The organism is Saccharopolyspora shandongensis, assembly GCF_900106995.1.
In the GTDB taxonomy this organism is placed as follows: Bacteria; Actinomycetota; Actinomycetes; order Mycobacteriales; family Pseudonocardiaceae; genus Saccharopolyspora; species Saccharopolyspora shandongensis.
The window spans coordinates 124,690-147,323 of sequence record NZ_FNOK01000020.1 but is presented as its reverse complement, the minus strand read 5'-3'; the positions used below and the strand labels follow the sequence as shown (position 1 = coordinate 147,323).

The 22,634-nt window shown below is 71.2% G+C and carries 22 protein-coding genes; 11 read left to right on the top strand and 11 right to left on the bottom strand.

Going from position 1 to position 22,634, the window contains the following annotated elements; genetic code table 11:
• A partial coding sequence (locus BLW84_RS22190; RefSeq protein WP_281247432.1) for an acetyl-coenzyme A synthetase N-terminal domain-containing protein occupies window positions 1–395 on the bottom strand: 395 nt, incomplete at its 3' end.
• A gap of 216 nt (window positions 396–611) precedes the next feature.
• Here BLW84_RS22190 and BLW84_RS22185 point away from each other — a divergent pair.
• Together BLW84_RS22185 and BLW84_RS22180 are read left to right on the top strand one after the other, a co-directional pair.
• Window positions 612–1,358 carry a Fic family protein gene (locus tag BLW84_RS22185; protein ID WP_093268140.1) on the top strand — a complete coding sequence of 249 codons (747 nt, stop codon included), beginning with the start codon at window positions 612–614 and terminating at the stop codon, window positions 1,356–1,358.
• A 257-nt stretch (window positions 1,359–1,615) separates the two neighbouring features.
• The gene (locus BLW84_RS22180; RefSeq protein WP_093268137.1) at window positions 1,616–2,548 is read left to right on the top strand and encodes a nucleoside hydrolase; all 933 of its coding nucleotides are present in this window, start codon (window positions 1,616–1,618) and stop codon (window positions 2,546–2,548) included.
• 162 nt (window positions 2,549–2,710) lie between these two features.
• Here the strand turns inward: BLW84_RS22180 and BLW84_RS22175 are convergent, their stop codons facing one another.
• The 5 genes from BLW84_RS22175 to BLW84_RS22160 form a co-directional block, all read right to left on the bottom strand.
• Window positions 2,711–3,622 (bottom strand): N-acetylmuramic acid 6-phosphate etherase, encoded by a 912-nt coding sequence (locus BLW84_RS22175; RefSeq protein WP_425441735.1) that lies wholly within the window; start codon window positions 3,620–3,622, stop codon window positions 2,711–2,713.
• Between the two features lie 58 nt (window positions 3,623–3,680).
• A complete protein-coding gene (locus BLW84_RS22170; RefSeq protein ID WP_093268133.1) occupies window positions 3,681–4,601 on the bottom strand; it encodes a MurR/RpiR family transcriptional regulator in 921 nt (306 codons plus the stop codon).
• A 162-nt stretch (window positions 4,602–4,763) separates the two neighbouring features.
• Entirely contained in the window at window positions 4,764–5,108 is a 345-nt protein-coding gene (locus tag BLW84_RS46385; protein ID WP_143061051.1) for a hypothetical protein, read from the bottom strand.
• 181 nt (window positions 5,109–5,289) lie between these two features.
• Complete coding sequence (locus tag BLW84_RS22165; RefSeq protein WP_093268131.1) at window positions 5,290–5,682, bottom strand: PPOX class F420-dependent oxidoreductase; 393 nt, start codon at window positions 5,680–5,682, stop codon at window positions 5,290–5,292.
• 80 nt (window positions 5,683–5,762) lie between these two features.
• The gene (locus BLW84_RS22160) at window positions 5,763–6,176 is read right to left on the bottom strand and encodes a MarR family winged helix-turn-helix transcriptional regulator (RefSeq protein WP_245761300.1); all 414 of its coding nucleotides are present in this window, start codon (window positions 6,174–6,176) and stop codon (window positions 5,763–5,765) included.
• Between the two features lie 64 nt (window positions 6,177–6,240).
• Here BLW84_RS22160 and BLW84_RS22155 point away from each other — a divergent pair, with 64 nt between their 5' ends.
• On the top strand, window positions 6,241–7,089 hold the full coding sequence (locus tag BLW84_RS22155) for an MBL fold metallo-hydrolase (RefSeq protein WP_177226629.1): 849 nt from the start codon (window positions 6,241–6,243) through the stop codon (window positions 7,087–7,089).
• Between the two features lie 35 nt (window positions 7,090–7,124).
• On the opposite strand, the gene BLW84_RS22150 is transcribed toward BLW84_RS22155, so the two are convergent.
• The 4 genes from BLW84_RS22150 to BLW84_RS22135 form a co-directional block, all read right to left on the bottom strand.
• Window positions 7,125–8,861 carry a serine hydrolase domain-containing protein gene (locus BLW84_RS22150; RefSeq protein ID WP_093268129.1) on the bottom strand — a complete coding sequence of 579 codons (1,737 nt, stop codon included), beginning with the start codon at window positions 8,859–8,861 and terminating at the stop codon, window positions 7,125–7,127.
• Between the two features lie 10 nt (window positions 8,862–8,871).
• Window positions 8,872–10,119, bottom strand: coding sequence for an exo-beta-N-acetylmuramidase NamZ family protein (locus BLW84_RS22145; protein ID WP_177226628.1), 1,248 nt, complete (start codon window positions 10,117–10,119; stop codon window positions 8,872–8,874).
• 26 nt (window positions 10,120–10,145) lie between these two features.
• Window positions 10,146–11,921 (bottom strand): glycoside hydrolase family 3 protein, encoded by a 1,776-nt coding sequence (locus tag BLW84_RS22140; RefSeq protein ID WP_245761299.1) that lies wholly within the window; start codon window positions 11,919–11,921, stop codon window positions 10,146–10,148.
• 510 nt (window positions 11,922–12,431) lie between these two features.
• Window positions 12,432–13,271 (bottom strand): HAD family hydrolase, encoded by an 840-nt coding sequence (locus BLW84_RS22135; protein WP_093268185.1) that lies wholly within the window; start codon window positions 13,269–13,271, stop codon window positions 12,432–12,434.
• Between the two features lie 686 nt (window positions 13,272–13,957).
• On the opposite strand from BLW84_RS22135, the gene ssd reads away from it, so the two are divergent.
• From ssd to BLW84_RS22095, 8 genes are all read left to right on the top strand, one after another.
• Window positions 13,958–15,043: a septum site-determining protein Ssd gene (ssd, locus tag BLW84_RS22130; protein ID WP_093268127.1), complete on the top strand. Its 1,086-nt coding sequence runs from the start codon at window positions 13,958–13,960 to the stop codon at window positions 15,041–15,043.
• Window positions 15,044–15,197: 154 nt separating this feature from the next.
• Window positions 15,198–16,367, top strand: a complete 1,170-nt coding sequence (locus BLW84_RS22125) for a TadA family conjugal transfer-associated ATPase (RefSeq protein ID WP_093268178.1) — start codon at window positions 15,198–15,200, stop codon at window positions 16,365–16,367.
• A complete protein-coding gene (locus tag BLW84_RS22120) occupies window positions 16,361–17,161 on the top strand; it encodes a type II secretion system F family protein (RefSeq protein ID WP_177226627.1) in 801 nt (266 codons plus the stop codon). Before BLW84_RS22125 ends, BLW84_RS22120 begins: the two co-directional genes overlap by 7 nt.
• Entirely contained in the window at window positions 17,158–17,859 is a 702-nt protein-coding gene (locus BLW84_RS22115; protein ID WP_177226626.1) for a type II secretion system F family protein, read from the top strand. The genes BLW84_RS22120 and BLW84_RS22115 overlap by 4 nt, the downstream gene beginning before the upstream one ends.
• Before the next feature lie 34 nt (window positions 17,860–17,893).
• Window positions 17,894–18,103 (top strand): DUF4244 domain-containing protein, encoded by a 210-nt coding sequence (locus tag BLW84_RS22110; protein ID WP_093268172.1) that lies wholly within the window; start codon window positions 17,894–17,896, stop codon window positions 18,101–18,103.
• Entirely contained in the window at window positions 18,103–18,486 is a 384-nt protein-coding gene (locus tag BLW84_RS22105) for a TadE family type IV pilus minor pilin (protein WP_093268124.1), read from the top strand. The genes BLW84_RS22110 and BLW84_RS22105 overlap by 1 nt, the downstream gene beginning before the upstream one ends.
• Entirely contained in the window at window positions 18,483–18,830 is a 348-nt protein-coding gene (locus tag BLW84_RS22100; RefSeq protein ID WP_093268121.1) for an Rv3654c family TadE-like protein, read from the top strand. Before BLW84_RS22105 ends, BLW84_RS22100 begins: the two co-directional genes overlap by 4 nt.
• 329 nt (window positions 18,831–19,159) lie before the next feature.
• Entirely contained in the window at window positions 19,160–19,831 is a 672-nt protein-coding gene (locus tag BLW84_RS22095) for a bifunctional DNA primase/polymerase (RefSeq protein WP_093268119.1), read from the top strand.
• 103 nt (window positions 19,832–19,934) lie between these two features.
• Here BLW84_RS22095 and BLW84_RS22090 read toward each other — a convergent pair whose 3' ends face one another.
• On the bottom strand, window positions 19,935–22,313 hold the full coding sequence (locus BLW84_RS22090) for a DEAD/DEAH box helicase (protein WP_093268116.1): 2,379 nt from the start codon (window positions 22,311–22,313) through the stop codon (window positions 19,935–19,937).
• Between the last annotated feature and the right edge of the window lie 321 nt (window positions 22,314–22,634).

Genomic DNA, 22,634 nt, shown 5'->3' with positions numbered 1-22,634 from the left:
GCCAGCGCGTTGGCGGTGCGGGACACCTCGCGCTGCAGCTCGGCGTAGGTGATCTCGCGGGAATCCCCGGGCTCGCCTTCCCAGTAGATCGCGACCCGGTCGCCGTTGCCCGCCTCGACGTGGCGGTCCACGCAGTTGTAGGCCACGTTCAGCTTGCCGCCCACGAACCACTTCGAGAACGGCGCGTTCGACCAGTCCAGGACCTGGTCCCACTTGGTGTCCCAGGCCAGCCGCTCGGCTTGCTTAGCCCAGAACGCCTCCCGATCGGCCGAGGCTTCTTCGTACAGCGCCGACGTGGCGTTGGCCTGCGCCGCGAATTCCTGGGACGGCGGGAATGCCCTGCTTTCGGTGAGCAGGTTGTCGAGCGTGTTGCTCGGCCCGTCGGGCTGGGTCATTGCCGAGAACCTCCCTGGTGCGGGGATGTCAGTGCAAGAGGCACCGTAATGCGATCGGGCTCACTGCAACAGAGGGTTCGTCCAAATGGTTCAGACCAATCCCGGCAATACGGCCCGAATTCAGCGCATTACGCAGGGCGGCAGCGCGGCCACTGTGGCACATGTCGCAGCACTACCAGGCGATGGGGTGATGGCGTGCCGGTAGCGTCGTCGGGCGTGAACGAGAAGCCATCGCTGGTGCCGCTGCTGGAGCTGGACGGTGTCGCCGACGCCGTGACCGCCGCCCGCGCGGCCATCGACGAGGTGCACCGGCACCCGGCCAACCGGCGCGGCTGGCCCGCCACCGCGGCCGAGGCATCGGTCCGGGCGGCCCGCGCATCGGCGGCCATCGCGGGCGGCGCGGCCGAGATCCCGGAGTCCGGCGAGGTCACCGATCCGCTGCTGGCCGGCTCGCTGCGGATCGCCGAGGCGATGGGCACGTTGCTGCCCACCTGGCAGCGCGCGCCGCGGCAGGCGCTCGCCCGGATGCACGTGCTCGCGGCCGCGGACCTGATCGACGATCCGGACCTGCTCGGCCGCCCGCAGGCCGACCCGGTGATCGCCGAGCGGCTCGATCTGCTCGCCGAGATCATCACCGATCGGGAGGCGCAGGGCCCCGGGCCGGTGCTGGCCGCCGTCGTGCACGGCGAACTCCTCGCGCTGCAGCCCTTCGGCACCGCCGACGGCGTGATCGCACGGGCCGCGGCGCGGCTGAGCGTGATCGGCAGCGGGCTGGACCCGAAGGGCCTGGTGGTTCCCGAGGTCGCGTACTTCCGGCGGCAGGAGGAGTACGCCGAGCTGGCACTCGGCTTCGCCACCGGCGAGATCGACGCGGTCGCGGCCTGGATCGTGTACTGCTGCAAGGCGTTGGAGGCCGGGGCGCGCGAGGCGAAGTCGATCGCCGACGCCGTCCAGGAAGGCTGAACCTCCCGCGAGGGCTAGAGAGCCTGTTTCCAGGCTCGTTCTGCATGGCGGTGCGGGTGGCGGAACCTCAGGTGCCTTCTCGCGGTGGGATCCCCGACCTCATGAATGACCAATTCACCACGTCGGGGCTGTCCTCGCGAGAAGACCCCTGAGAACCCGCGGCGGTGAGGGTTGCGTAGGTGGGCTAAGCGGCTGCGCCGCTTCAAAGACAAAACCCCACGACATCCAAAACAGCCTCTAGAGGCGAGGGACACGGCGTGAAGAAGATTTTGATCGACTGCGATCCGGGCATCGATGACGCGCTGGCGTTGGCGCTGGCCCACGGCAGCCCGGAGCTGGACGTGGTCGGCGTGACGACCGTCGGCGGCAACGTCGAGCTGGAGCACACCACCGACAACGCTCTGCGGCTGCACGACTACTACGGCATGGACGTCCCGGTCGCGCGCGGCGCCGGGCGGCCGCTGGTGCGCGAGCTGCGGACCGCCGGGGACGTGCACGGGAACACCGGTCTCGGCGGCGTAGTGCTGCCGGAACCGAAGTCGGAGCTGAGCGGCCGGCACGCCGTCGACTTCATCATCGACACCCTGGCCGCCGCGCCCGGCGAGATCAGCCTGGTGGCGGTCGGGCCGCTCACCAACATCGCGCTCGCACTGCGCAAGGAGCCGCGGATCGTCGAGTGGGTCCGGGAGTTCGTGATCATGGGCGGCTCCTACACCCGCGGCAACACCAACCCGGCCGCCGAGTTCAACATCCTCGCCGATCCCGAGGGCGCCGCCGTCGCGTTCAACGCGTCTTGGCGGACGGTGATGATCGGGCTGGACCTGACCTACCAGGCGCGGGCGAACGCCGCGGTGCGCGAGCGGTTCGCCGGCCTCGGCAGGCTGGAGTCCGAGCTGATCACGCCGTGCCTGGACTTCTACGGCAGCCACATCAGCTACCAGGACGAGGGCCCGGCGATCCACGACGCGTGCGCGGTCGCCTACGTGATCGACCCGGGGCTGTTCGAGACGGTGCCGGCCCGCGTCGACGTCGAAACCCAGGGCCGGTTCACCTCGGGCATGACGGTCACGGACTTCCGGGCCCCGGCCGACGTCCACAACGCAGACGTCGCCACGACCCTCGACTCCGAGGGCTTCTGGGACCTGGTCACCGACGCCTACCGCAACGTCGCAGCAGGCCTCCCGGACTGACGCCTGGCTGCGGCGTTTTCGCGCGAAACCGCCATCCCGCCCCCTGGGGAGCGGCGTTTTCGCGCGAAACCGCCGCTCTCCAGAGCGCGACTTGCACCGGCGCGCGGGACGAGTGCTCAAGCACGGCGACCCAACGCGCTCGGTTCCGGACCTGCGCCGCGGTCATTCCCCCACAGCGCGGAGGGCGTCGCGGACGTGGCCGTCGGCGACCGCCAGCGCCGCTGCGGCGCGCTCGATGTCGACGCCGGTGAGCAGGTGCACCAACGCCGTCTTGAGGTCTCCGTCCGCCGCCGTGAGCGCCGTCGAGCACACCTCCTCCGAGGCGCCGGTCGCCTCCTGCAGGATCCCGATGGTGCGGCCGCGCAGTTTCGCGTTCGTGGCGAGCATGCTGACCATCAGGTTCGAGTAGGTGCGGCCCATCCGGATCATCACCGCGGTGGAGAACGAGGTCAGCACCAGCTTCTGCGCGGTGCCCGCCTTCATCCGGGTCGAGCCGCTGATCGGTTCCGGCCCGGTGTCCACCGCGATCACCACGTCGGCCGGCACCGGCCCGACGTCCGGGTTCGACGTCACCAGCGCCGTTCCCGCCCCGACCTGCCGTGCGGCGTCCAACGCGCTCAGCACGTACGGGGTGCGCCCGGACGCGGCCAGCCCGAGGACGAAGTCGAGCCCGTTGGCGTCCTCTCGGATGGCGGTGGCGCCGGAATCGACGTCGTCCTCGGCGTTCTCCACGGCGTGCCGGAACGCCTCGGGGCCGCCCGCCTGGTGCGCGACGAACCAGGTCGGCGGCACGTTGAAGGTCGGGATCAGCTCGGCGGCGTCCAGCACCGCGAGCCGCCCGGAAGTGCCCGCGCCGACGTAGTGCACGCGGCCACCCGCGCGCAGCGCCGCGACGGCCATGTCGACCGCGCGGGCGAGTTCGGGCAGCACCTGGCCGACCGCGACCGGCACCGTCCGGTCCTCGCCGTTGAGCACGCGCAGGATGTCCAGGGTCGGCAGCAGGTCGATGTCCCTGGTCCTGGGGTTGCTGCGCTCGGTGGGAGCGTCCACGCGGACCGCGCGGTCCGGGCTCATCACGCCTCCTGCGGCAGTTGCGGGAGCACTCGCTCGGGGTGCGGATCGGGGTCGCGCATCAGGTCTCCTTCTGCCGCCGGCGGTCCGGGCGGCTGTCGAGGCGGTGGCCGCCGACCGCCTCGTAAGTGGCCTCCAGCGCGGCCTTCGCCTGGTCCAGGTGTCGCTGCGCGACGCCGATGAACAGGCAGTCGATCACGGTCAGCTGGCCGATGCGGCTGGCCATGGCGCCGGAGCGGTAGGTGGTCTCGCGCACCGCGGTGGTCAGCACGCGGTCGGCGACCTCGGTGATGGGCGAGCGGGCGAAGTTCGTCAGCGCCGCGGTGGTGGCGCCGCGCCGCCGCGCTTCGCGCAGCGCCTCGACCGTCTCGCTGGTGGCGCCGGTGTGCGAGATGCCGATGGCGACGTCGCCTTCCCGCAGCACTGCGGCCGAGGTCAGCGCGTTGTGCGTGTCGGACCATGCGAAGCAGGTCAGGCCGATGCGGTGCAGCTTCTGCTGCAGGTCGAGCGCGACGAACGCGCTGGCGCCTACGCCGTAGACGTCGATGCGGCGGGCGGCGGCGACGTCGTCGACGAGCCGCTGCAGGATCGCGGGGTCCAGCTGCCCCGCGGTCTCCTCGACCGCCTTCGCGTCGGCGTAACCGACCTTCTCGATGATCTGCCCGAGGTCGTCGTCGGGGGCGATGTCGCTGCCCAGCTCGCGGTCGCGGGTGGACGTGCGCGCCGTGTCGGCGGCCAGCGCGATCCGCAGGTCCGGGTAGCCGCCGACGCCGATCGCCTTGCAGAACCGCGTGACGGTGGTTTCGCTCGTGCCCGCGGCCTCGGCGACCTCGGTGATGCTGCGCCGGGCTATCGACGCGGGATCGGCGAGCACGATGTTGGCCACGCGCTGCTCGGCCCGGGCCAGGCCGGGTAGCAGGGAGCGAATCTTGACGAGCGGGCTGGATTCGCCCGATTCGCGGAACGTGTCGTCAGTGACCATGTGGGAAACTTACTAACCATTTCTTGTGCAGGTCAATGGGCCTCTTCCGGGTTTCCACCGGGAAGACGCGGCAAACTCATACCCAGGTTGCCTTGGAACCCAACTACTCCGAAAGGGGTAATTTCCGGTCAGGTGCTGCGACGATGCGATTCGCGCCCGTCGTCATGATCCGGAAACGCCGCCAACCCGTGCTCGAAACATCCGTGCCGAACATTGCCTTCCGCTCGTGCGTTCGACGGGCGGCGGGCTCAACGCCGCGTCGGTGATGCTCGGGCGCGGGGTGGCGCAGATCGACTGCCTGCGCTTCATGCCGCCGAGAACAAGCTCGTCATCATGATCAAGATGTACGTGCTGGGCCTGCCGCCGGAGGAGTCGCGGATTGCTGCAGGTGGTGAATCCGGTCGGCGTGGTGGTGGTCCCGGCCTCAGTGGGCATCTCGATCGCGATGTACTTCCGTGCGGCGGTCCAGCCGTGCTCGCCGATCGCGGCGGTGCTGGCGGCGGTCACGCGGGGCCGCTACAACCCGCGGCGCCCGACGGCGGCGTCCCAGAACCGCGCTTCGCCGCCGACGACATCCCGGACACGATCATTGCTCCCGCTGCCTGGCCACGAACCGGACCGGCGTCCAAATCCTCCCGCCGACGTGACCGGGGCGGGCGCGATTTCGCACGAAATCGCGCCCCCGTCGTCACTGCTTCGTCGAGTGCTCCGGTTCGACGTAGACCACCACGCGCTCCTCACCGGGCTGGGGCCACGGGTACTCGTCCTCGTCGAGGTACTTCTTCGCCATCTTGTTGATGAACGCGCGGTCCCGGTCGTCCTCGATCTTGGCGACCTTGCCGCGCACCTCCACGTACCGGTAGGGCTGGTCCGGGTCGTGCACGGAGATGGCGATGCGCGGCTCCCGGTTGAGGTTCCGGTACTTCTGCCGCGTCTTGGTCTGGCTGAACTTCAGGTACCGGCCGTCCCAGTCGATCCACACCGGGCTGGACTGCGGTTCGCCGTGCGGCCCGATGGTGGCCACGTGGCCGAACGCGCGCTTGTTCAGGATTTCCTCGCGGTCCTGCGGAATCGCCGACACTTCGACTCCCTCCGAACGATTTGCGGCTGCGGTACGACCCTGCCCGCCGGCGACCCGCCTCGCGACTCGAACGGCGGCCGCTAGCGGTCGGCGAGGGCCCGTCGGAGGAGGTCGTGCAGGGCTTGCTGGTCGGCCTGGCTGAGCCCGGCCAGCGGCGTGTTCACCGAGAAGCGGTCGATGATGTTCGCCCGCTGCCGCTCGCCTTCGGCGGTCAGGGTGAGCTGCTTGGCGCGGCGGTCGCGCGGGTGCGGCTGCCGGGTGACCAGGCCCTGCTTCTCCAATCGGTCGACCACGAAGGTCACGTTCGACGTCGCGCAGTGCATCCGGTCGGCGAGTTCGCGCATGGTCAGCGGCTCGCTCAGCTCACGCAGCGCGATCGCCTGGGGCGCGGTGAGGTCGGTGTCGGCGACGCAGCCGCGCACGTGCTCGTCGATGTTGTGCGAGAGCTCGCTGATCAGGCTGCAGAGCTCGCGTGCGGCCATCGGCTCGTCCATGCGTCGAGTCTAGCAAGCTAGAACTGTTGCAACTTTAATAATTCAAGTTGTAAGTTCATCTGCCATGAACGATGCACAACGCTGGAACGCCGTGGCCGGAATCCGCTCGATCGACCTCGGTGACCTGCGCGTCAGCTACGTCCCGGACGGCGTCGTGGGCCTCAAGCCGCGCGGCTGGTTCCCGGAGACGACCGAAGCCGATTGGCGCGAACACGCGCGGCACCTCGACGAATCGGGGCAGTTGGTCGCCAGCATCGGCGGGCTGCTCGTCGAGCGCGGTTCGCGGGCGATGCTGATCGACGCGGGCTACGGGCCGGCGGGTTCGCCGGACGATCCGGCGAACCCGGTCATCGGCGCGATCCACGGCCGCGACCTGCTGGACAACCTGGCCGCGCTGGGCCGCGAACCCGACGAGATCGAAGCCGTCGCGATCACCCACCTGCACACCGACCACATCGGCTGGGCGCACCACGGGGCCTTCCCGAAGGCGCGGGTGCTGCTGTCCGAGCGCGAGTGGGAGCGCCGCGACCAGCACGCCGCGGACGTCACGGAGGAGATGCTGGACCGGCTGGGCGAGCAGGTGGAGACCATCCACGATGGACAGGAGGTCTTCCCGGGCGTGCGGGTGTGGACCACCTTCGGGCACACGCCGGGCCATGCCTCGTACACGATCTCCTCGGGCGGCCGGCGCCTGATCGTCCTGGGCGATGCGCTGCACAGCGCGGTGCAGATCGAGAACCCGACCTGGCCGGTGTGGGCGGACGTCGACCGCGACGCGGCGATCAGGTCGCGTCAGGGCCTGCTGCGGGAGCTCCGGGAGCCGAACACGATCGGCTTCGGAATCCACTTCGCGGACGTCCAGTTCGGCCGGGTCACCGAAGGGCCCACCCCCACCTGGACGCCACTCCCGTAACCGAGTTCCCCGCAGTTTCAATGGAAACCGCGGGGTCAGCGGTCGGTGGAGAGCCAGCCCTCGGGGTGGAGCCGCGCGGCTTCGAGCTCGCCGTCCAGCAGCGTCGCGTCGCGGTCGGCCACGTGGATTCCGTCCACGTTCACGCCGCGCCCGGTGTACTGGTCGTCCGGCGCGTAGCGCCACCGCAGGCGCAGCTGCTGGCCGGCGTTCGCGTCGACCGTGCCGCGCACCTTCCACCAGCTCCGATGTCCGGCCCCGGCCAGCGAGCCCTGCGGCTCGTCGGGCGCGCCGGGGCCGGATGCCTGCAGCGTCACCGGCCGCCAGCCGGAATCGTCCACACTGGACTCGACGAGCAGTGGGTCCGTGCCGTCGCCGTCGCGTTGGGTGTCGACGAACGCGTAGAACGACACCTGCGTCGGGCCGCTGACCGGACCCAGCGGGTCCGTCGTCAACGTCCCGCCCTGCCCGGAGAACCACGACTCCGAGCCCCGCGCCGGTTCCACGCCGAGGGCGCGGGCCATGCCCTGCGCCAAGGCCTGCCGGGCGGCGTTGTTCGACCCCCACTGCCGCGACGGGTGCACCCGGTTGGTCAGCAGCACCGTCACCGAGCGGGACGTCGGATCGATCACCAGCGACGTGCCGGTGAAGCCGGTGTGCCCCGCCGTCCGCGGCCCGCTGAGCCCGGCCATGTACCAACGCTGGTCCAGTTCGAAGCCCAGACCGTGCGAGTTACCGGGGAAAGCGCCGTTGAAGTCGGTCAGCATCTTCTCGACGCTGTCCTCGGACAGGATGCGGTTGCCGCCGTAGGTTCCGCCGTTGAGCACCGTCTGCCCCAGCACCGCGAGGTCGTCGGCGGTGGAGAAGACGCCGGCGTTCCCGGAGACCCCGCCGAGCGACCAGGCGTTCTCATCGTGCACCTGCCCGCGGACCATGCCGCGCGGCGGCTCGGCCTCGTACTCCGTCGCCGCGATGCGGTGCAGCTCGGCGGCGGGCGGGTTGTAGCCGGTGTCGACCATGCCCAGCGGCTCGGTGATCCGCTCCGCCACCACCTGGTCCAGCGGGGCGCCCGAGACGCGTGCCACCAGCAGCCCGAGCGTGATCATGTTCGGGTCGGAGTAGGTGTAGTTGGTGCCCGGCGGGTGCTCCGGGGTGAGCTGCATGATCGTCGGGATCCGCTGCGCCGGCGGCAGTTTCCACAGCTGGGCCTCGGCCTGCAGGCCGGAGGTGTGGGTGAGCAGCTGCTCGACGGTGATCGATTCCTTGCCGTTGACGCCGAACTCCGGCAGGTAGGTGGCCACCGGCTCGTCGAGCTGCACGCTCCCGTCGTCGACCAGCTGCAGCACCGCGATCGAGGTGAACAGCTTGCTGATCGACGCGACGTCGAAGATCGTGTCGCGGTGCATCGGTTCGCGCTGCTCGGGAGGCAGTTCGGTGCCGTTGCCGTCCGCGTAGCGCAGCTCGTGCCCGACCGCCGAACGACGCACCACGACGCCCTCGTGCGCCAGCAGGCTCACGGCGCCCGCGTACATCGGGTGCTCGCGGCCGGGCGTCTTGTCCGTCCAGCCCGCGATCTGCTGCAGGGCAGCGTCGATCGGACGGGAATCGAGCCCGACGTCTTCGGGGCTCCCGTCGGACAGCTGGGTGCCGGCCGGCGCGAAGCCGTCCTGCGGCCGGTCGAAGTGCCCGTACGCGTGGCCGGGCGACGCCGTGGCGGACCCCGCCAGCGCGGTGACCGAAAGCAGCGCCACCGCCGCCAGAATGGTCTTGCCCATCGCGTCCCCCTCAGCGGTACAGCAGGTACGGCTCGCGTTGTCGTTGGAAGTCCGCCACGTCGTCCCGCCAGGGGCCGACGATCTCGGGCACGTCGGCACCCGCATCGACCATCGTGCGCAGTCGGTCCGAGCCGGACAACTTGTCGATCATGTTGTCGGGTCGCCAGCCGAAGACCTGCGGGTACAGCCGGCGCGCGGTGGTGATCATCGCGACGGCGGCGCCGATCGCGTCGACCTCGCCCGAGCGGTAGACCTGTACGCCACCGCAGGTCGCGTTGGCGTGCTTGGAGAAGGTCGGCACGAAGTAGGTTTCGCGGAACCTGAGCCCCGGCAGCCCGGCGGCGTTGAGCTCCTCCGCCCAGCGCCAGTCGATGCCGGGCGCGCCGATGATCTCGAACGGCCTGGTGGTGCCGCGGCCCTCGGACAGCACGGTGCCCTCGAACAGCCCCGTTCCCGGGTAGACCGCCGCGGTGTCCGGGGTCGGCATGTTCGGGCTGGGCGGGACCCACGGCAGCCCGGCGTCCGCGCCGCGCCCGCGCCAGCCCTCCACGCGGATCACGTCGAGGCGTTCCAGCGGGCTCGGCAGGTATTCGCGGTCGAACAGCCGCGCCAGCTCGCCGACGGTCATGCCGTGCTGCTGCACGATCGGCAGCAGCCCGACGCCGGAGGCGAACCGCGGATCCAGCCGCGGGCCGGCCACCCCGGAGCCGATCGGGTTCGGCCGGTCCAGCACCAGGAACGCCGCCCCCACCTGGTGGGCCGCCTGCATCGCGGTGAACATCGTCCAGATGTAGGTGTAGAAGCGGGCGCCCACGTCGGCGATGTCGAACACGACCTGCTCGACGCCCGCCTTGCGGAACATCTCGGCCAGCTTCGCGGCGTCGGCCCCGTACGCGTCGTACACGGGCAGGCCGGTGCGCGGGTCGCGGTAGTCGCCCTCCGAGCCGCCGGCCTGCGACGTGCCGCGGAACCCGTGCTCCGGCCCGAAGACCGCGACCACGTCCACCGCCCCGCTGGCGTGCATGACGTCCACGACGTGCTCCAGCGACGCGAGCACGCCGGTCGGGTTGGTCACCACCCCGACCCGGCGGCCGGTGATGTCCTGCCAGTTCCGCGCGGCCAGGACGTCCGCGCCGGTCTTGACGCCCGGGCCGAGGTCGGCGGACCGCGGGGCGGCGCACGCGGAACTCGCCGCGAGGCCCGCCGCGGGCACCGTCAGCGCCGCGGCGGTCAGGAAGCCCCGTCGATTCACACCCATGCCAGCCCTTTCCGCGTTCACCCGGGCTACCAGCTCAGGCCGTGGCCGAACGGGTACTTGTCGACACCGGGCTGACCGGGGTCGGGCACCGGGACCGGCAGCTTGCCGACCGGGGAGATCTCGCCGAAGAGCACCTTCGCCAGCGATTCCATCGCCACCGCCTTGTCGGAGTAGGTGGCGATCCAGCCGGGCAGGTCGACGTGCGCCGCGTCGTACGGGTCGCGCACGGCGACGGCGACGACCGGCTTCCCGGTCTGCTGCAGGGCGCGGACCAGGTCGAGCTGCGCCTTGTTGTCGGCGTTCCAGGCGGCGTTGGTCAGCACCACGGTGACGTCGTTGCGCTTGGCCTCCTCGACGGCCTGGCCGATCTGCTGCGGCGTCGGCTTCAGGCCCGTCGCCAGGGCCGACGCCTGCGGGCCGCGGGCCTTGATCCGCTCGGCCAGCGCGGCGGTCGCCTTTTCGCCGGCGCCGGTCACGAACATCGATCCCGGCTTCTGCAGCGGCAGCATCCCGTCGTTGCGCAGGACGGTCGTGGTGCGGTCGGTGATGGCCTGCGCCTCGGCGAGGTGCTTCGGCGTCCCGACGATCTTGTCCACTTTGGACACATCGACGAACGGGTTGTCCAGCACGCCCCGCGCGGCCTTCAGCGCCAGGATGCGCTCCACGCTCTGGTCGATGCGCTGCTCGGTGAGCTCGCCGCTGCGCACCGCGTTGACCACGCCGTCGATGGCGACCTGCACGTTGAACGGCATCAGCATGATGTCGGCGCCGGCCTTGAGCGCCAGCACCGGGATCTCGGCGTCCGGGTGCTTCGCCCGCACCCCGTCCATCTTCAGCGAGTCGGTGACGATCACGCCCTTGAAACCGAGCTCGTCGCGCAGCATCCCGGTGAGCACGTTCGGGGCCAGCGTCGACGGCTCACCGGAGTCGTCGAGCTTGGGGACCATGAGGTGACCGCTCATCACCATGTCGGTGCCGGCGGCGATCGCCTCCTTGAACGGCGGCGCATCCAGCTGCTCCCACTGCTGCCGGTCGTGCTCGATCACCGGCAGCGAGGTGTGGCTGTCCTGGTTGGTGTCGCCGTGCCCGGGGAAGTGCTTGACCGCGGCCGACACCGTCTCGCCCGGCTTCGCCGAGTCCTCGTAGCCGCGGATCTGCGCGGCGGTGAGCTGCGCGGCCAGCGCCGGGTCGGAGGAGAACGACCGCACCCCGATCACCGGGTTCGCCGCGTTGACGTTGACGTCGCCGCTCGGCGCGAAGTTCTGGTTCAGGCCCATCGCCCGCAGTTCCTGCCCGGTGATCGCGGCCGCGCGGCTCGCATCGTCGGTGCTGCGGCCGCCGCCGAGCGCCATGTTGCCGGGGAACTGGGTGGCGGGCTCCAGGATCCGAGTGACCTGCCCCTGCTCCTGGTCGGTGGAGATCAGCAGCGGCACCTTCGCGCCGGAGTTGATCGCGGCGTCCTGCAGGCCGTTGGACAGCTCGGCGATCTGCTTGGGGTCGTAGAGGCTGTCGGTCCAGGCGAAGTGGATGATGCCGCCGAGGTGGTACTTCTGCACCACCTGCGCCGGGGTGTCGACGCCGAACTCCTCCTGGTTCTGCGGGTGCGCGGTGTCCGCCGTGCGGCCGTAGGCGTAGGTGACGAACAGCTGCCCGACCTTCTCCTCCAGCGTCATCTGCTTGAGCAGCTCGGCGGGCGACTGCGGCTGCTTCGGGGCTGCGGTGCCGCCGGTGGTGGTAAGCGCGGCGGCACCGATGGCGATGGCGCTCAGCGCGATGGCGGCGCGGCGCGCTCGGGTCTTCACGTTGGCCTCCCTGCGGGCGGGGTATCGCCGGGCGGTAAGTGTTCACCACGAAATCGGTCGATTTCGGAAGTTACTCACACGTTCGGCCTCGGTCAACGCTGCGCACCGGTGTGGTCGCCGACGGTCCCGTGAAGGAGGAACGGACATAGATACGGCGGAGGCCCGTCGATCAGATCGACGGGCCTCCGCCCCTCTGCGCGAGTACTCGGGTTACCAAGCGTGCACTCTTGTCGTAACTTCCGGGCTAGGCGTCCGGCGTCCCGGTACGCAACCCCGTGGAACGACCAGCCTTGTGTGCGGCAACGCGTGGGTGCTCCGGGCCTCGCGCGCGGAGTCTGATCAGGGTGGATGCTACTTCTCCTCCGTAACATCCCTGGCCAACCAGGGTCCGCACTTCCTTTGTAGTCGGTGACGCGCGTCACTGCAAGGGTTCGGATGCACGCTGTAGGTATGGGTTTTTCGGGTGGCGATCTTCGCCAGTGGTGCAGTTTTGCGCCCCCGGTGTTGCGGTCAGCGCCGGCGGCGCCAGGCCCGCAGGCCCCACCACGCCGCGCCGGCCGCGGCCACCGCACCCATGCCGACGCCGGCCGCGGTCACCGCCGCGCGGGACGGGGTGGGGATCCGGGCGCGCAGCGACACCGGGTGCTCGAAGGACAACGTCGGCCAGCCGCGCTGGACGGCCTCCTTGCGCAGTCCGCGGTCGGGGTTGACGACGGTCGGGTGCCCCACGGCTTCCAGCAGCGGCAGATCCGTGATCGAGTCCGAGTACGCGTGGCACTCGGCGAGGTCGTAGCCGTACTCGTCGGAGAGCTCGCGAGCGGCGGTCGCCTTGTTCTCCGCGGAGCAGTAGAACTCGATCTCGCCGGTGTAGCGGCCGTCGACCACGACCATCCGGGTGCCGGACCAGTGCGTGGCGCCGAGCAGCTTCGCGATGGGGGCGACCACTTCTTCGCCCGAGGCAGAGAGCACGACGATGTCGTGGCCCTGCTCCTGGTGCTCCGCGATGAGTTGCGTGGCTTCCTTGTAGACCAGCGGATCGACGATGTCGTGCAGCGTTTCCTCGACGATCGCGTTGACCTGCTCGACGTCCCAGCCGGTGCACAGCGACGTGATGTGCGCGCGCATCCGGTCCATCTGGTCGGCGTCGGCGCCGGCCAGCATGAACACGAACTGGGCGTAGGCGCTTTTCAGCACGGCCCGTCGGTTGATCAGCCCTTCCTGGAAGAAGGGGCGGCTGAAGGCGAGGGTGCTCGACTTGGCGATGACGGTCTTGTCCAGGTCGAAGAACGCGGCCACCCGGCGTCCGGTGTGGGTCGATGGGTTCGCGGGCTCTGTCACGCCGCACAGCATACGAGCCCGCTTGGGCGGGCCGCGGACGCGCATTGCCGAAGGGTTTTCATTTCCGGTGGTGGCCTTGCTCATCGTTTTCGGCAATCGATCCGTTAGTCGCCGCGCCCGTTGTCGTGCCGTCGGCGGCCCGGGATTTGCTAGTTCCGGGGGTTCGGGCGACCCGATCTCGCGCGCCTGGGGCGGGGTCGGGCCGCCACGCGTCGAGAACTCACGCTGTGTGTGGTGTTGGGCGTTGTTTTCGTCTAGTGGGAGTTTTTTCTTGACTCGAATGTCGGCTACCGACCAGTTCGGTGCGCACTGAGAGCGAGAACGTTCGCTCAAATGGACGGGGGGCATTGCGGGGGCTCTACGAGCTAGAGTGAGAGGAGTCCGGTGCTACCGGGCAGGTTCAGCTCGACCCCCCGGAGCTGAACTGCAGACGGCCCCCGCCCCTCCCCCCTGGCGGGGGCCGTCCCTTTTCCGGGGGCTCCGCCGCGGACCATTCCGCCGGAAGCCAATGCGAACTCTTTCCGTTTTCCACGGGTGTTGTCGCGCTTTCGGGGTATGCGAGTTATCCACAGGTCCTTGGTTTGTCCACAGATTTGGAAAAGCCGGTTGGCAGCCGCCGGTGATCGGGCCACCTTGGTTATCGAGCGCCAATTCGGCGCGCATCCCATCCGCGCCATTCGATTGCCGGAGGCATCACCATGACTGCTGCACGCCCGTTGCTCGTCGCGCCGGATTCCGCGCTGGCCGAAGAGGTCTCGCGGCTGGCCGCGGCGGCCGGTGGCGAAGTGGAACACGCGCCGGGCCCGGCGCCGCCGAACTGGCGAACCGCGCCGCTGGTGCTGCTCGACGCCGCTGCGCTCGGCGCGGTCGATGGACTGCCGCGAAGACGCGGAGTCGTTGTGCTGACGAGGGATCCGACGCCCGATCTCTGGCGTGCGGCGTTCGAGATCGGTGCCGAGCGAGTGCTCGAACTGCCTGCCGACGAGGCGGGTCTCATCGAGCTGCTGGCCGATGCCGGCGACGCTCCGGCGCAGGGTGGCCGGGTGCTCGCGGTGCTGGGCGGCTGCGGTGGGGCGGGAGCGTCTGTGCTGGCCACCGCGACGGCGGTGTTCGCCGCGCGCAGCGGAGAGCGGTCGCTGCTGGTCGACTGCGATCCGCTCGGCGGCGGGGTCGATCTCGCCGTCGGTGCAGAGGCGGCCGACGGCCTGCGCTGGTCGGGGCTGGCCGTCAACGCAGGCCGGCTCGCGGCGAGCGCGCTGCACGGGGCGCTGCCGAAGCGCCGGATCGGCAGCGGGGAGATCACGGTGCTGTCCTGCGATCGAGACGGGCCGCCGACCGGGCTGACGCCGGAGGCGGTGCGAGCCGTGCTCGGCGCGGGTCGTCGGGCCGGCGACACCGTGGTCTGCGATCTGCCGCGCACCCTTCCGGCTGCGGCGGCGGCCGGGCTGCGCGACGCGGACCTGGCGATCGTCGTCGTGCCTGCCGAGGTGCGCGCCTGCGCGGCGGCAGCACGCGCGGTGGCGAGCATCCGGGAACACGCGGCCGGTCCCGTCCGGCTGGTGGTCCGGGGGCCCGCGCCCGGTGGGCTGCGCACGGCCGACGTGGCGCGAGCTGTGGGCGCGGAGGTCCTGACGGTCATGCGGCCTCAGCCGCGTCTGCCCGCGGTCCTGGATCGCTGTGGCCTCGCCGCGGCAAGTCCGGTGCGGCGGGGCCCGGTGGCCCGGGCCGCGCGGGAGGTCCTGGCCGCGCTCGGCCGCTCGGAATTGCCCGCCGTGGCTGGTTGACGGCAGGGAAAGCGCGCCGGTCGGGCGGCGCGGGAATCAGCTCTTTCGGTGCTCCATCAGAACGGAAGTGAGTCGAGTCATGTCCATGAGTCGTGTCCTGGAAATCGACCCGATCCCCGGCGGATCGGCGGAATCGTCCACTGTGGCCGATTCGATCGACGGCGAGTTGCTGGAGCGGGTGCGCAACCGGCTGGTCGGCAGCGGCGCCACGCTGACCTCGGCCGCCGTCGCGTCCGCGGTGCGGGAGGAGTCGGGCGGACTGGTCGCCGACGCCGACGTGCTGGCCGCACTTCGCCTGGTGCAGCAGGAATTCCGCGGGGCCGGCGTGCTGGAGCCGCTGCTGCGCGATCCGGCGGTTTCCGACGTGCTCGTCACCGCGCCGAACAAGGTGTGGGTCGACCGCGGCGAAGGGCTCCAGCGGGCGGCGGTGCGCTTCGCCGGCGAAGACGCGGTGCGCCGCCTCGCGCAGCGGCTCGCGGTGGCCAGCGGCCGCAGGCTGGACGACGCCCAGCCGTGGGTCGATGCCTGGTTGCCGCAGGAGAGCGCGTCCGGGCCGGTCCGGCTGCACGCGGTACTCCCGCCGGTTGCGGGCGAGGGCACCTGCATCTCGCTGCGGGTGCTGCGCCCGGCCGCGCACGATCTCGACGCGCTGTGCGGTTCCGGTGCCTTCGACGGCCCGACCGCCGCGGTGCTGCGCGAAATCGTCGCCACCAGGCTGGCCTTCCTGGTCGTCGGCGGCACGGCCAGCGGCAAGACGACGTTGCTGGCGGCGATGCTGGGCGAGGTCGCGGAATCCGAGCGCATCGTGTGCGTCGAGGAGGCCGCCGAGCTCTACCCGCGTCATCCGCACGTGGTCCGGCTGCTCACCCGCCCGGCGAACGTCGAGGGAGCCGGCGAGATCCAGGTCCGCGACCTGGTCCGGCAGGCGCTGCGCATGCGGCCCGATCGGCTCGTCGTCGGCGAGGTGCGCGGCGGTGAGGTGCGCGAGTTGCTGGCCGCGCTGAACACCGGCCACGACGGAGGCGGAGGCACGCTGCACGCCAACTCGCCGCAAGAGGTTCCGGCCCGGATGGAGGCACTGGCGGCGCTCGGCGGGCTGCCGCGCGCAGCCCTGCACAGCCAGCTCGCCGCGGCAGTCCAGGTGGTGCTGCACGTTCGCCGGAGTGCTCGGCGCGGAAGGCATCTCGCCGGGATAGGCGTGCAGCGGCGCAACGGAGACCTGGTCGAGGTGCTCCCGGCCTGGCAGTCCGAGAGCGGGTGGGGGCCGGGCAAGGACGCGTTGGCGGCGCTGCTGGCCGCGAGGGGAGGCGCGTTGCCGTGTTGATCCACGCGTTGGTCGTGCTGGCCGTGGCCGTTCTCTGTTGGCCGGAGATCAAGGCGCGAAACCGGCTCCGCACCGAGCCGGTGCGCGTTGCCGGGCCCTCGTTCAGGGGTGCCGCTCGGCTGCTCGCGATTCCAGCCGGCGCCGTCGCGGGCTGGGGCTTCGCCGGTCCGGCCGGTTCTTGCGCGGCTGTTGCGTTGTCACTGCTCGGCGCGAAGTACTGGCGAACGCAGCGGGACTGGCGACATCGGCTGGACCGGGCCGACGAGCTGACCGCGGGGTTGCGGCTGCTGGTGGCGCAGCTGCGCGCCGGGGCCCACCCGGCCGCGGCGGCGGAGGGAGCGGCGGCAGAGGCTGGTCCTGCGGTGGCCGGGATGTTCCAGGACATGGCCACCACGGTCCGGCTCGGCGGCGATGTCGCAGCGGTTCTCGAAGCGCACGACGGGATCGCCGAGCTGCGCGAGCCGCAGGGCCGGATGGCCAGGGCCTGGGCGCTGGCGGAGCGGCATGGCGTAGCGCTGGCCGACCTGCTCGATGCGGTGCGGCGCGACGTCGAGCGGCGCGCCGCGTTCCGGCGGGACGTCGAGGCGAAGATGGCGGGCCCGCGGTCGACCGCCGCCGTGCTCACCGGGCTGCCGATCTTCGGGTTGTTGTTCGGCGAAGCCGTCGGGGCGGGGCCGATCACCGTCCTGACCGGCGGGTTGCTCGGACAACTCCTCCTGCTGGTCGGAGTGGCCCTGCTGTGCGCCGGGGTCGGCTGGACGTTGCGCCTGACCAGGGCGGTGGTGCAGCCGTGATCGAAGTGCTGCTCGCGGCCGCGGCTCTGCTGCTGGTGCCGCTGAGCTCGGCGCGAGCGAGGCTCCGGTCGCTCGGCCCGCGTTCGCCGGCTCGCGGGCGTCCCCGGAAGTCCATTGTGGTCTGGGCTTTGCCGCTGGCAGTCGGGGCTGGTGCGGTGCAGGCGCTGGGCCCGGTCGCCGGGATCTCGATGGGGTTGGCCGCCGCCTTCGCCGCGCGCCGATGGTCGGCGCTCGCGGACCGGCGCTGCGACCGGACGGATCCGCTCGCGCTGGCCGCCGGCTGGGACCTGCTGGCGGCCGGGATGCGCGCCGGGCTGCCGGTGCCGGTGATCGTGCGCGCGGTGGCCGACGAACTCACCGGTGCGGCGCACCGAACTCTGCGCGAGGTCGCCGACCACCTCGCGCTGGGCGCGGATGCCGCGACCGGCTGGGAACCGGCGCTGCGGAACCCGGACACCGCAGAACTCGCGCGGGCGGCTCGACGCACCGCCCGGACCGGCAGTGCGCTGGCAGACGTGGCGGGCGAAATCGCAGCCCATGCGCGAGCTGCGGTCGCCGGGCAGGCCGAAGCACGCGCGCAGCGCGCAACCGTGTGGATCTCGGCGCCGCTCGGCCTGTGCTTCCTGCCCGCGTTCCTGTGCCTCGGGGTGCTCCCCGTGGTGGTCGGCATGATGCACCGCCTCGCGGTGCCCTTGTGAGTCCATTGTGGATCTGAACTGGAGGTTGATGGAGATGAATGCCCGTTCGAACCGGTGGACGGCGACGCGCCGGCTGCGCGCACTGCTGCACGGAGACGGCGGCATGAGCACCGCCGAATACGCGGTGGGAACTGTCGCCGCGGTGGCGTTCGCCTCGCTTCTCTACGACGTCGTGACCGGAAACTCGGTCAAGGACGCGCTCGCCGGGCTCATCGCCCGCGGGCTCGAAGGCGGCGGTACCTGATGGCCGCGCAGGTGGTTCCGGCGTCGCCCGGCGCCGGAACGGCCTGCCGCGACGCCGGGGCGGTCACGGTCGAGGCGGCACTGGGCATCTGCTCGGTGATCGCGGTGTTCGCACTGATCCTGACCGGGATCGGCGCACTGATCGGCCAGCTCCGCTGCACCGATGCGGCGGTCGAGGCCGCGCGGCTGGTGGCGCGCGGCGATCGGCCCCGCGCGGACGAGGCGGTCGACCGCCTCGCGCCCGGCGGCGCGTCGCTTTCGGTGCTGGTCGAGGGCGACCAGGTCAGCACCGAGGTGAGCGCCCCGCTGCCCGGCGAGTTCCTGCCCGGCCGCTGGCTGAGCGCGCGGGCGGTGGCGGTGCTGGAACCGGGGGTGGCGTCATGAGCGGCGACAGGGGAGCTGCCACAGTGGTTGCGGCGGTGCTCTCGCTGGCGCTGGTGATCCTGCTGTCCGTCGTCCTGCAGCTGGGTGCGGTCACCGTCGCCCGCCACCGGGCCGAAGGGGCGGCGGATCTCGCCGCGCTGGCCGCCGCCGCGTACGCGCCGCACGGCCAGCAGGTCGCGTGCGAGCGCGCGAACCGGGTCGCGAACGGGATGCGAGCCGAGCTCGCGGAGTGCAGGATGAACGGCTGGGACGCCCTCGTGACGGTCCGAGCCGATCTTCCCGCGTTCGTCCCGGGTGGGCGAAAGGCCAGCGCACGGGCTCGTGCCGGGCCGGAGGGCGACTGAACGGCGACCGATCGCTCCGGCCGCGACGAACGGTCGACGAGCGGTCGGGTGACCGGGATTTCACCCGAGCGAGCGGTCGTTCCGGCGCCGCTCGCCAGGATGATCTTTCGGTGCACGTGTTCCGGGCGGGAGCGTTCGTCGCGGCTCAGCTACCGGTCGTCGACTGGGGGTGTACTCGCCCGGTTCGAATGACGTTGATTAGTGGTGTGAGCGCAAGACCCAAGGTTCACGACAACGAGGTCGAGAATCAGGCGGCTGCCGAAGGTTCTGCCGGAGGTCCCCCCGAGCCGCCGGTCCGGCGCCCACTGTGGAACAAGGAGGCGGAGCAAATGCAACGGTCAGCGGACAGGTCGCAAAGCGCCTTCCGCGGCATCCCGGCCCATCCGGCCGGGCTGACCAGCAGCCGGATCGAACTTCGCGTGCAGGCAATCGGATTCGCCTCGCGAGGTTGGCCGGTGCTACCCGGAACCTACCCCGAAGGAGACGGCTGGACCGGCCGTCGCGGACGCCAGGAGACCGGCCTGCGGCCGGTGTACCGAGACTGGCAGGACCGCCTCGGCACCAACCCCGACGAGGTCACGTCCTGGTGGACGGAGCGGCCTTACAGCCTGCTGATCGCCACCGGAACCACGGTCGACGCCATCGAGGTCGACTCGAACCTCGGCCACCGTGCCGCGTCGGTGCTGCGCGCACTCGGCTTCCCGGTGCCGATCGTGGCCACCCCGGACGGCCGCTGGTACTTCCTGATGGCCGGTGGCGGCGAGCTCTACCCCGAGCTGGCCGACCAAGGCGGAATCCTGTTGCGCAGCAGCGGAAGCTGGGTGCCGATGCCCCCATCGGCCTACCCCGGCGGTGCGGTGCACTGGCGGGTCAAGCCGGAGGTCTGCGCCTGGCGGCTGCCCACCCCCGACTTCGTGCAGGATGCGCTCTGCACGGGTCTCGAACTCCTTGACAACAGCAGTTCCGAGAACGTGGCGGAATTTCTCGCAGCGGGCAGGTGACCGCCTGCCGACCGCGCTGGCGTCGACCGGATCGGCATCCGCGCCCCGGGCTCCCCGACACGACCGAAAGCGTCTCCTCCGAGCACGCACCAGCCCTTCGTGCTCAGCTCTCTTGTGGACGGTCGTGCAGCCCAGCCGATCCGCCGGCGCCGCCCCCGAGCGCGGCCGACACCGCATCGAGAACAGTCACCGCCCCCGCCTTGTCCAGCGGCTCGTTGCCGTTCCCGCACTTCGGCGACTGGACGCAGGACGGGCATCCAGCCGGGCAGTCGCAGGAAGCGATCGCTTCCCGCGTCGCGGCCAACCATGGGACCAATGCGGCATGACCGCGATCGGCGAATCCGGCCCCTCCCGGATGACCGTCGTGCACGAACACCGTTGCCTCCCCGGTGTCGGCGTGCAGCGCGGTGGAAACCCCGCCGATGTCCCATCGATCGCAGGTCGCGAACAGCGGTAGCAGGCCGATCGCCGCGTGCTCGGCGGCATGCAGCGCGCCGGGGATGCGCGCCGGATCCAGCCCGGCGCCCCCCGGCGCGCTGCTCACCAGCAGCTCGTCGCCGACCGTGTACCAGACCGCGCGGGTCATCAGGGTCTGCGCGGGGAGGTCCAGCGGAACCTGGTCCAGCACCGCCCCGGAGGGTCGTTTCCGCAGGTAGCCGACGACCTGCGAGGTGACTTCCACCTCGCCGAGGCAGACCGTGACGCCGCGCCCGGTGTCGTGCCGCTCGATGGTCCGCAGCACCGAGATGTCCACCACGTTGCGCGGCGAGGTCGTCCAATCGGGGCTTTCCTCGTGCACCAGCGCGATCCCGGTCTCCAGGTCCAGCTCGTCCACCACGAACGATTCGCCGCGGTGCAGGTACACCGCTCCCGGGTGCACCGTCCCGCAGGCCGAGTCCGGGTCCACGGTGCCGAGCATCCGCCCGGATTCGCCTTCCACGACGGCGATCGGATGCCCGCCGGCGCCCCGCAGCTCGACGTTCCGATGTGGACGCTCGCGGGAGGTCCAGAACCAGCCGTGCGAGCGCTTGCGCAGCACCCCGTCCGCCGTGAGCGCTGCCACGGCCCGGCGCGCCGGTTCGCCGCCGAAGACGCCGAAGGAGTCCTCGTCGAGCGGCAGCTCGGCGGCGGCGCAGGCCAGGTGCGGTTCGAGCACGTACGGATTGGTCGGGTCGAGCACCGTCGCCTCGACCGGGCGGTCGAGCACCGCGGCCGGGTGGTGCACCAGGTAGGTGTCCAGCGGGTCGTCCCGCGCGACGAAGACGACCAGGGCGCCGTCGCCGTCCCGCCCGGCGCGTCCGGCCTGTTGCCAGAAGGACGCGAGGGTGCCGGGGTATCCGGCGACCACGACGGCGTCGAGCCCGGAGATGTCGACGCCGAGTTCCAGTGCGTTGGTGGTGGCCACCGCGCGGAGCTCCCCCGAGAGCAAGGAACGCTCCAGCTCGCGGCGATCCTCGGGCAGGTAACCGCCTCGGTAGGCGGCCACCTTCGCGGCGAGCGATTCGTCCACATCGGACAGCGCGCGCTGCGCGAACAGCGCCGCCAGCTCCACGCCGCGCCGCGACCGGATGAACGCCAGCGTCCGGGCGTCCTCGATGACCAGCTCGGTCATGATCCGCGCCGCCTCGGTGCCGACCGCCCGGCGCACCGGGGCGCCGTTCTCGCCGATCATCTCGTCGAGCAGCGGCGGCTCCCAGAACGCGACCGTCCGGGCTCCGCGCGGCGACCCGTCGTCGGTCACGGCGCGGCACGAGACGCCGGTCAGGCGCTCGGCCAGGGATTCCGGGTCGGACACGGTGGCCGAGGCGAGCACGAAGACCGGGTCCGCGCCGTAGTACTGCGCGACGCGGCGCAGGCGGCGCAGCAGCAGTGCGACGTGCGAGCCGAACACTCCGCGGTAGGTGTGGCACTCGTCGACCACGATGTGGCTGAGCCGCCGGAAGAACCGCGCCCAGCGGCTGTGCCCGGGCAGCACGCCGTAATGCAGCATGTCCGGGTTGGTGAAGATCCACCGGCCGTGCGCGCGCACCCAGTCCCGCTCGACCTGCGGCGTGTCGCCGTCGTAGCTCGCCGCCCGCACCTCCGCCATGCCGAGCTCACCGATGGTGCGCAGCTGATCGGCGCCGAGCGCCTTCGTGGGGGAGAGGTACAGCGCGGTCGCGCGGTCGTCCTCGAGCAGCCGCGAGAGCACCGGTAGCTGGTAGACCAGCGATTTCCCGGAGGCCGTGCCGGTCGCGACGACCACGTGCTCGCCCGCCCGGACCGCCTCGGCTCCCTCGATCTGGTGCACCCACGGCTCCCGCGCGCCGCGCTCGCGGAACGCGTCCACCAGCCGCGGCGGGACCCACACCGGCCAGTCGGCGGTGCGGGCCGGGCGGGTGGGCAGGTGCGCGACATGGCGCAACGGTGTTTCGTCGGCCGGAATGCCGGCTACCGCGCGGTCGAGTAACCGCCGCCCCTTGTCCTGGTCCGCTGCGCGCACGCTAGCGAGCCTCGCACAACGCCGATCGCGCACCGCGCACGCGTTCCCGGTTCCCGCATCCGTGTCGGTATCGCTCGATCGGTTGGTTCTTGCCCCGGGACGGGGCGGTGGCGCTGACTCCGGCGGTGACCAGGTGGACCGTCGAGGTCGTGCGTCATACCCCATGTAACCCGTTTGGGCCAAATCAACCTTTGCCCAATTGGGTGATCAAGTACCCATCTGTATCGATTCTTTAGTAACAGAATCCCACGTCGTGACGAGGTGCGTATCACACCGTGAGGTAAGCCACTTGTGGCCTGAATAGACTCCCGAGCCACGACG

What these genes read in the sequence shown, in the direction of transcription:
- BLW84_RS22175 (WP_425441735.1), bottom strand. Translation starts at nt 3,622, where the DNA reads ATGAGCCCGGACCGCGCGGTCCGCGTGGACGCTCCCACCGAGCGCAGC.
- BLW84_RS22170 (WP_093268133.1), bottom strand. Translation starts at nt 4,601, where the DNA reads ATGGTCACTGACGACACGTTCCGCGAATCGGGCGAATCCAGCCCGCTC.
- BLW84_RS22160 (WP_245761300.1), bottom strand. Translation starts at nt 6,176, where the DNA reads ATGGACGAGCCGATGGCCGCACGCGAGCTCTGCAGCCTGATCAGCGAG.
- BLW84_RS22155 (WP_177226629.1), top strand. Translation starts at nt 6,241, where the DNA reads ATGAACGATGCACAACGCTGGAACGCCGTGGCCGGAATCCGCTCGATC.
- BLW84_RS22150 (WP_093268129.1), bottom strand. Translation starts at nt 8,861, where the DNA reads ATGGGCAAGACCATTCTGGCGGCGGTGGCGCTGCTTTCGGTCACCGCG.
- BLW84_RS22145 (WP_177226628.1), bottom strand. Translation starts at nt 10,119, where the DNA reads ATGGGTGTGAATCGACGGGGCTTCCTGACCGCCGCGGCGCTGACGGTG.
- BLW84_RS22135 (WP_093268185.1), bottom strand. Translation starts at nt 13,271, where the DNA reads ATGCTGTGCGGCGTGACAGAGCCCGCGAACCCATCGACCCACACCGGA.
- ssd (WP_093268127.1), top strand. Translation starts at nt 13,958, where the DNA reads ATGACTGCTGCACGCCCGTTGCTCGTCGCGCCGGATTCCGCGCTGGCC.
- BLW84_RS22110 (WP_093268172.1), top strand. Translation starts at nt 17,894, where the DNA reads ATGAATGCCCGTTCGAACCGGTGGACGGCGACGCGCCGGCTGCGCGCA.
- BLW84_RS22105 (WP_093268124.1), top strand. Translation starts at nt 18,103, where the DNA reads ATGGCCGCGCAGGTGGTTCCGGCGTCGCCCGGCGCCGGAACGGCCTGC.
- BLW84_RS22100 (WP_093268121.1), top strand. Translation starts at nt 18,483, where the DNA reads ATGAGCGGCGACAGGGGAGCTGCCACAGTGGTTGCGGCGGTGCTCTCG.
- BLW84_RS22095 (WP_093268119.1), top strand. Translation starts at nt 19,160, where the DNA reads ATGCAACGGTCAGCGGACAGGTCGCAAAGCGCCTTCCGCGGCATCCCG.